Genomic DNA, 8277 nt, shown 5'->3' on the forward strand with positions numbered 1-8277 from the left:
ATAAAAACTACTTATGGTCTTGGATATAAAGCAGGTGAAATAGATGAAACTCAGCTCTAAATTAAATAGAGGTATAATTATTTTATTAGTACTTCTAATTCTAGCATCTCTATTCACTTCTCTATATGTATTAAAAAATTCTTTCGGAACTTTTATACAGATTGAACGTGACAAATCATTTGAACAAATAAGCTCTGATTTAAAACGTATAGCACAAAGTGAATCAGGATTAAACCCATTAATTTTAGAAAATTATGCCCAAAATGAAAATTTACTAATTGAATTATATACCAACAACAATCAACTAGTAAGTAGATATGATGGTATAAGAAATTTAGAAAAATATAATAAAAAAGATTTACTTGAAATTAAAATAGATTTATTAGACCAATATGGATCAGCTATTGGCTACCTAAAAATTAATTATATAGCTGATATATTTTCTTACGATGAAAGTATATCAAACTTTCAAAAAGAAATAGTAAGAAACCATACCATGATATTTATAGTCTCCTTATTATTAGGATCCATATTTGTTCTAATATATAGCAAAACAATCACCGATCCTATCACTGATATTAAAAGAAAAACAAGGGAATTAAGAAAGGGTAACTTTGATTTAAAAGAAACAAATTACAACGTATTTGAACTAGATGAGTTATCAGCAGATATTAATTTTTTAGCTAAGACATTAAATCAACAAGAAAAGCGAAGAATAGATTACGCTCATGATATAGCTCACGAATTAAGGACTCCTATCACTAATCTACTTTTACATTTAGAGGGGATAAAAGACCAGATTATAGACGCAGATGAACAAACAATCAACACCCTACTTACAGAAACTCAAAGATTAAGTATTATGATTGATAAATTAGAAGATTCTTTCAATCAAAATAATGAATCAGAAGAAATTAAACTAGAAAAAATAGAGCTAGAATCACTTATTGAAGATATAACTAATAGCTTTATACCACTTCTAAAAGAAAAAAATATTAATTTCACTCAAGTACTGACTTCCAAATCTTATATAGAAACTGATCCTACAAAATTAAAACAAATATTAAGTAATTTAATATCTAATGCAATTAAAGCAGTTGAATACGGAGGCGATATAACGATTAGTCACGATAAACTTATAAATAGAGATATAATAATGATAAGGGACAATGGAGTAGGAATGGATCAGGAATCACTGAGTCATATATTTGATAGGTTTTATAGGGTTGATAGTGCTAGAAATCGAGAAATTGGAGGTCACGGCCTAGGACTTGCTATAACACAGGCTTATGCAGATTTACTTGGTTATAATATAGGAGTTAATTCTGAACCAGGTAAGGGTAGTGAATTTATTTTAACAATTCCTAGCAAAAAATAATTACTTAGTATTGTAAAATCTTAGGAGGATAATTATGAGTTTGTTAATACACATTAGATATATGGGCGAAAATGATAATGCAAGAAAATTTGCTAAGGATATGATAGATAAGAAAATAGTAGATAGAATTAGAAAACAAAAAGGAAATTTACAATATGATTATTACCTTCCTTTGGAAGAAGATGGATCTATATTATTAATTGATAGGTGGGAAAACCAGGAAGCTTTGGATACCCATCATAAATCATCAATGATGGAAGATATAATCGAACTTCGTGAAAAATATGATTTACGAATGATTGTTGAAAGATTTGAAAGTATAGAAGATAACCTTGATGATATTAAATATATAAGAAAATAAAATAAAAGGTCATATAAACAATTTTACTTTGCTTATATGACCTTTTTTTAATGTCTAATTTCTTTATAGGTTTTCCTTAAATAGATTGCTGAGAAAAGACCTTTAAATATAGATGATATAGTCATTGCCATCCAAATACCTTGGTAACTGAATATAGGCATTAAAGCTAAGGCCATTGGTATTCTTAAAGCATTAAATATCATTGAGATAAAGGCTGGTATCTTGGTCTGTCCCAATCCATTAAACACACCACCTGCACCTATTTCTACAGCTGAAAACAACTGTGACATACCCAAGATATATAAGTATTTAGCACCATATTCCAATGTTTCTGGATCATCAGGTATAAATACTTTAAATAAAGGATATCTAAAAATTATAAGAACTAAACTACCAAAAACTCCTATGGCTAAAATAGTTGCCATTGATTTTCTTATAATTTCCTTCAATCTATCATAAAGTTTTGCTCCAAAGTTTTGGCCTACAAATGATGTTATCCCACCTTGGAAACCTTCAGCTGTCATCCATGTTATAGATTCCAACATAGCCCCTACTGTAAAGGCTGCAACAGGTCCAGTGCCATATGTTGTCATATATCTTGTAAGCTGTAGAGAAATTGTTGCATGTGTAGCACTCATCAGTCCAGAAGGCAAGCCTTTTTTGAATTTTTTAAACATATCTGAAAGACTTGCTACTCCTTTTATAAACGCATAATACATTTCATTTTTAGCTCTAGTTATTGAAAACACAAATAATAATAAAACTATAAATTGCGATAATATTGAAGCCCAAGCTGCTCCTGCAGCTCCCATAGCTGGGATAGGACCAAAGCCAAAGATCATTATCGGGTCCAATACTATATTAAAAACTAGACCTGTAACATTTGCAAAAAGTGGGTATACACTATTTCCCAAAGCATAATAAATATTTGATATAAGTGTATTCATTCCACTTATTATAAATCCATATGAAAATATTTTAAGATATATTACAGCTAATTCCTTAACATGATTTTCTAGTGAATATAAGTTCATAAAGTTTTCAGCAAAAATATTAACGAAACATGTGTATAAACCTAAAATTAGTGCCATTAATATAGCCCCATTTTTAATAGAATTATTCATTCTATCAACTTTTTTTGATCCATATTCTTGGGCTACATATACACTTGTGCCTACTCTAGCAATATTCATAAGGGCAGAAGAAAACCAAATAAAAAAATGAGCAGCCCCAGTAGCTGCGACTGCATCAGTACCTAGTCTTCCCAACCATGCTGTATCTGTCATATTGTAAGCCATATTTATGAAAGATGTAAGCATCAGTGGAGCACTAAGCAAGAGTAAATTTTTTAATATATTTCCTTCTAATAAATTTAAACTTGTTAATTTTCTTTTCATTTTTTATTACTTTCTATTGTTCTTTTATATATTAGATTCATACCTTGTAAAGTAATGTCTTCATCAGTACTTGTAATGTATTTAGACTCATCAGCAATAATCTTTGAATAACCACCAGTTGATATAATTGTTGTTTCGTCCGCCTTATAATCTAATTCCTTTAAAATACTTTCTATTATATTGTCGACAAGGCCAACATAACCTGTAAACATACCAGATTTTATTGCATCTACTGTATTTTTACCAACTACATTTTTAGGTTTTTCAAACTCAACTTTTGGTAGTTTTGATGCTTTTTCAAACAATGAATTTGATGCTATTACAACACCTGGTGCTATTACTCCACCAAGGTATTCACCTTTTTCACTTACAACATCAAAGGTGATAGCAGTTCCCATGTCTATTAAAATTGCAGGTAATTTATAACCATGAGCCATAGCAACCGAATTAGCTATCCTATCTGCTCCAACCTCTTTAGGATTTTCATACTTAATAGGCATGCCTGTCCTAGTATTTTCCCCTATTACAATAGCTTCCTTGTTGAAGTATTTCTTACACATGTTTTTAAATGTGTTTTCTAAATTTGGTACAACAGATCCTATTACTATATCCTCTATTTGATTTTTATCAATATTTTCATGATCTAATAGAGATTTTAATTGCAAACCATACTCATCTAGAGTTTTAGTTTGTCTAGTTTCTAATCTCCATGAATTTATTTTTTTATCATTTTCATAAATACCTAGTACTACATTAGTATTTCCTATGTCTATTAATAAAATCATTTTATCCTCTTTTATCTAATTTAATTAACGCCTTTGAAATAGGACTAGCAATTACAATTGAAACCAACATTTCAACAAGTCCATTTGTTAACGCAGTATATCCTATGACTAGAGCTGCTGATTGACCAAGTTTTCCAATAGCCTCTAAATATGCCTGACCATATAATAGATATATTAAAGATAATACACCTACAGTGTTAGTTAAGGATCCTACAGCTGCAGGAATAGCAATCTTTATATAATCATTTATATTTTTATTTCTTAAATATAAAGCTAAATATCCTGTAACTACACCTATCAAAATTCTTGGTAGGACAGATATTATTGGGTTAATAAAAATAAAGCTAGTAATAGTAGGTCTTAAAATTTTATCCAATATCGAAGCTATTCCAAATATTGCACCTAAAATCCCGCCTAACTTTGGCCCTTTAACTATAGCCAAAATTATTACTGGTATGTGCACTATTGTTGCCTTTATCAATCCTATAGGTATAAATCCTAAACCTGGAACTACTAGCATTATAATTATTACAGCAGTCATTATTCCTAGCAAGGTAATATCTTTTGTATTTTTCATTTATTCCTCCGATCTAGTCCTCTTTGAGGTACCAGTCATATTTTATTATTTATTTAATTTATATTTTCTAAATAAAGCCTGAACTTCATCTTTTTGACTGGGATCCAATTTTAGGTATCCTGTCTTTTCTTCAAAACCGGACTTGTAATTTACTACAAGTTCACCACTTTCTTCAAAAGTCCATTTTTTAACATCTTTCCAATTTATCCATTCTGAATTTGCTACAAAACCATTTTCTGCAAATATATGAGGTGTTGTACTTTCTATGAATACGGCTGCTAAAAGTGAGAGCATTACTATACCATTTATATATAATTTTTGTGATATAGATAATGCTGCAAAAGCTAAAACCAGTCCTATTAAAACCTTCATAGGTGTTGACATGTTTTTTCTCAACTTAATAGCATTACCTTGAGCGTTTTTAGCAGCTTTTTTAGTTTTAAATGTTTTATATAAAAAGTAAAACACCAAGGCTGCATACATAATTATAACCATTATATTTGTACCATTATTGGTGGTTTGAGTTTTATTTAAATACATATTAAATCTCCTCTATTTCTGAACTTACATTTTTATTTATTGAATATTTTTTTGCAATCTCATCATATTCATCTTTTCTAATAGTTTCTTGTTTTAATAGTAATTGAGCGAGCTCTTCTAAGAAGTCTCTGTGATTATTTAAGATTTCCTTAGCCCTATCATATGAATCTTTGATAATTGCAGTTACTTCACTATCTATAAGAACTGCTGTTTGTTCTGAATAATGATCACCACTTGAGTATTCATTACCACCTAAAAACATATTTCCAGATCCATCGTTATATAGTATTGGTCCTAATTTATCGGAAAAACCATATGTTTTTACCATAGATCTAGCTATTTGGGTAGCTCTTTCAATGTCATTAGAAGCTCCAGTTGATATGTCATCTAATATAAGCTCTTCTGCGGCCCTACCACCTAGTAAAGAAACTATTCTATTTTTCATTTCATTTCTAGTTCTAAAACTCTTATCTTCTTCAGGTATATATGCTGTAAAACCGCCAGCATTTCCTCTAGGTACTATAGTAATTATATGAACAGGATCAAGTTCTGGTAAAAATTCAGCGGTAACCGCATGACCTGCTTCATGATAAGCTGTTAATTTTCTTTCTCTTTCTATAACTGCTGCTGATTTCTTTTCAGGACCAGCCATTACCTTTATAGCTGCTTCTTCAATTAAGTCTGATGTAATATTTTCCTTTCTAAATCTAGCTGCTAATAATGCTGCTTCATTAGTTAAGTTTTCTAATTCAGCAGGTGAAAATCCAGCTGTAGCCTTAGCTATATTAGCTAAGTTAACATCACTTGCTAATTTTTTGTTTTTTGTATGAACCTTTAATATTTCTTCTCTTTCTCTAACATCTGGCATACCTATTTGTATTGTCCTGTCAAATCTACCAGGTCTTAACAAGGCAGGGTCTAAAATATCAGGTCTATTTGTCGCAGCAATGATGATTATACCCTCATTTTTTGAAAACCCATCCATTTCAACTAAAAGCTGGTTTAGTGTCTGTTCTCTTTCATCATGTCCACCACCTAAACCAGACCCTCTTTTTCTACCTACAGCATCTATTTCATCTATAAAGATTATACAAGGTGCATTTTTCTTTGCTTCTGTAAACATATCTCTAACTCTTGAAGCTCCAACACCTACATACATTTCAACAAAATCAGATCCTGAAATACTATAAAAAGGTACCTCTGCTTCTCCAGCAACGGCTTTTGATAAATAAGTCTTACCTGTACCAGGTTGCCCCATCAATAAGACCCCTTTTGGAATTCTAGCTCCTTGGTCAATATACTTTCTAGGATTTCTAAGAAAATCTACTAACTCGTACATTTCTTCTTTTTCTTCTTTTAAACCTGCTACATCCTTAAATTTAACATGATTATTTTTATCTAAATTTAATTTAGCCCTATTTTTACCAAATTGTGAAGCTTGATTACCAGCATTAGCAGACTTAGAAATTAGTATATAAAATAAAAAACCAACTCCTACTAAAGTGATTAAAGATGGGAGTATAGCACTTAAAGCCATGCCGTTTGATTCAGTTAAACCTGTATATTTTATTTGACCTTTTTCAACCCTTTCTTTTAGATAATTATTATAGAATGTATCTTGAAACTCTCTTGGAAGATTAGACTTCACAAGGCTATCATTAGATAGTTTCAATTTAACTTCTCTTCCCTTACTTGTGATTTCTTTTACTTCACCTTTTTCAATTTTACTCACCAGTTGATCAACACTTATTTCCTTATATGGTGAAAAATAATCTCCAAAAAAAGAAAATAACATGAGTACAATCAAAATAGGTAACAAGTATGAACCCATCCTCGGTGTATTTCTATTCATTTGCTCTCCTTACTTTTATTTTCATATATGCATTTTGTTTTTTATAGATATCTCCAACCTGAATTATTTCATTATCCACTTCGATAATTGGTAAAAAATCTCTCTCATAAGAATCTACTTTTTTATCGATTAAAAAGTCTTTTAGTTTTTTTTCCTTAGAATTTATCTCTATCCTATCTCCATTTTTCCTTTTACGAATTTTAAGATTAATAAATTTATAATCATCTGTAATATTCTCCAAATCAATTATATATGAATTGACAATCAATTGATGATGGTCAAGTATTTCAATACTTATTTCATTCTCTAATTCATTAGCTTGGTCTATTCTTATCACTAAATTCTTAAAACTTTTGTAAAAAGCAAGTCCATTAATTTTTTTTATGGAACTTGAATTGGAATCTATAATTTTTAAAATTTCATTATAATGGTTTTTGGTAAAATTATAATTGCTTGATAAATCATTAATTTCACTTCTTATTATCTCTATTTTTTCGTAATCACTTATATTTTTTAATTCATTTATATTTAATTCAGCTATTAGCTCATTTTTAGATACTACTATTTTATTTTTTAATATATTTAAGTATCTATTTAAAGTTTGGTTTTGACTTTTAGCAAGATCTGATAAAGATAAAATACTATCATAAATATTAGGATTGTATTCTTCTTTTAGCAAAGGTATTAACTGATTACGTATTTTATTTCTTAAATAGATATTCTCAAAATTGCTTAAATCTTGAACATACTCAATGCTGTTATCTCGAGCATAGGCTAAAATTTCTTGTTTTGTCACATTTAACAAAGGTCTTATTAAAGGATATTCATAAACATCCATAGCTTCTAAACCATCAATGCCGGTCCCTCTGATAATACGCATTAATATAGTTTCAACCTGGTCATCAAGATTATGAGCTAAAGCTAGGTAATAACTATCTTTTTTACTATTTAATACTTGATTGAAAAACTTATGTCTTAAAAGTCTTCCTGCTTCTTCGCTTGAAATTTTATTATCAATAGCATATTTGTCCATGTCACCTTCTGCGTAGTGATATATAAGCCCCATTTCTTTAGCTTTATTTTTTACAAATATACTATCTTTATCTGATTGACCATCTCTAGTTTTATGGTTGAAGTTTGCTATTTCAATATTTATATCTATTTCTTTGGATAGCTTGTAGAAACAATCCAACATAACCATAGAATCTACACCACCAGAAACTGCTAATAAAATATTTTTTATATTAAATTTTTCTAAAAATATCTTTAATTCGTTTATCATGTCTTAGTTATTATTTTCTTGACTATCACTTTCTTGGTTATTATTTAAATTTTCAGGATTCACATAGATTTTTTCATCCTTTTTAATCATCCCAAGCTCTTCCCT

8 protein-coding genes are annotated in these 8277 nt (G+C 29.4%); 2 read left to right on the forward strand and 6 right to left on the reverse strand.

Translation table 11 applies throughout. The annotated features are described in order from the left end of the window. Positions 1 to 43 precede the first annotated feature (43 nt). The gene (locus Q0U66_RS04635; protein ID WP_297377956.1) at positions 44 to 1378 is read left to right on the forward strand and encodes a HAMP domain-containing sensor histidine kinase; all 1335 of its coding nucleotides are present in this window, start codon (positions 44 to 46) and stop codon (positions 1376 to 1378) included. A gap of 34 nt (positions 1379 to 1412) precedes the next feature. Continuing rightward, positions 1413 to 1739, forward strand: a complete 327-nt coding sequence (locus tag Q0U66_RS04640) for an antibiotic biosynthesis monooxygenase (protein ID WP_297377960.1) — start codon at positions 1413 to 1415, stop codon at positions 1737 to 1739. A gap of 47 nt (positions 1740 to 1786) precedes the next feature. Here the strand turns inward: Q0U66_RS04640 and Q0U66_RS04645 are convergent, their stop codons facing one another. From Q0U66_RS04645 to tilS, 6 genes are read right to left on the reverse strand one after another with little or no spacing between them, the layout of a single operon-like run. Beyond that, positions 1787 to 3136 (reverse strand): MATE family efflux transporter, encoded by a 1350-nt coding sequence (locus Q0U66_RS04645; RefSeq protein WP_297377963.1) that lies wholly within the window; start codon positions 3134 to 3136, stop codon positions 1787 to 1789. After that, entirely contained in the window at positions 3133 to 3921 is a 789-nt protein-coding gene (locus tag Q0U66_RS04650) for a type III pantothenate kinase (protein WP_297377966.1), read from the reverse strand. The genes Q0U66_RS04645 and Q0U66_RS04650 overlap by 4 nt, the downstream gene beginning before the upstream one ends. A 1-nt stretch (position 3922) precedes the next feature. Continuing rightward, complete coding sequence (locus Q0U66_RS04655; RefSeq protein ID WP_297377969.1) at positions 3923 to 4498, reverse strand: ECF transporter S component; 576 nt, start codon at positions 4496 to 4498, stop codon at positions 3923 to 3925. 45 nt (positions 4499 to 4543) lie between these two features. Then, positions 4544 to 5038, reverse strand: coding sequence for a DUF986 family protein (locus Q0U66_RS04660; protein ID WP_297377972.1), 495 nt, complete (start codon positions 5036 to 5038; stop codon positions 4544 to 4546). A gap of 1 nt (position 5039) precedes the next feature. Then, the gene (gene ftsH, locus Q0U66_RS04665) at positions 5040 to 6890 is read right to left on the reverse strand and encodes an ATP-dependent zinc metalloprotease FtsH (protein ID WP_297377974.1); all 1851 of its coding nucleotides are present in this window, start codon (positions 6888 to 6890) and stop codon (positions 5040 to 5042) included. Next, entirely contained in the window at positions 6883 to 8172 is a 1290-nt protein-coding gene (gene tilS / locus Q0U66_RS04670; protein WP_297377978.1) for a tRNA lysidine(34) synthetase TilS, read from the reverse strand. Before tilS ends, ftsH begins: the two co-directional genes overlap by 8 nt. Between the last annotated feature and the right edge of the window lie 105 nt (positions 8173 to 8277).

It is taken from the genome of uncultured Helcococcus sp. (genome assembly GCF_946998255.1).
GTDB lineage: Bacteria > Bacillota > Clostridia > Tissierellales > Peptoniphilaceae > Helcococcus.

What these genes read in the sequence shown, in the direction of transcription:
- Q0U66_RS04655 (WP_297377969.1), bottom strand. Translation starts at nt 4,498, where the DNA reads ATGAAAAATACAAAAGATATTACCTTGCTAGGAATAATGACTGCTGTA.
- ftsH (WP_297377974.1), bottom strand. Translation starts at nt 6,890, where the DNA reads ATGAATAGAAATACACCGAGGATGGGTTCATACTTGTTACCTATTTTG.
- Q0U66_RS04640 (WP_297377960.1), top strand. Translation starts at nt 1,413, where the DNA reads ATGAGTTTGTTAATACACATTAGATATATGGGCGAAAATGATAATGCA.
- Q0U66_RS04645 (WP_297377963.1), bottom strand. Translation starts at nt 3,136, where the DNA reads ATGAAAAGAAAATTAACAAGTTTAAATTTATTAGAAGGAAATATATTA.
- Q0U66_RS04650 (WP_297377966.1), bottom strand. Translation starts at nt 3,921, where the DNA reads ATGATTTTATTAATAGACATAGGAAATACTAATGTAGTACTAGGTATT.
- Q0U66_RS04635 (WP_297377956.1), top strand. Translation starts at nt 44, where the DNA reads ATGAAACTCAGCTCTAAATTAAATAGAGGTATAATTATTTTATTAGTA.
- tilS (WP_297377978.1), bottom strand. Translation starts at nt 8,172, where the DNA reads ATGATAAACGAATTAAAGATATTTTTAGAAAAATTTAATATAAAAAAT.
- Q0U66_RS04660 (WP_297377972.1), bottom strand. Translation starts at nt 5,038, where the DNA reads ATGTATTTAAATAAAACTCAAACCACCAATAATGGTACAAATATAATG.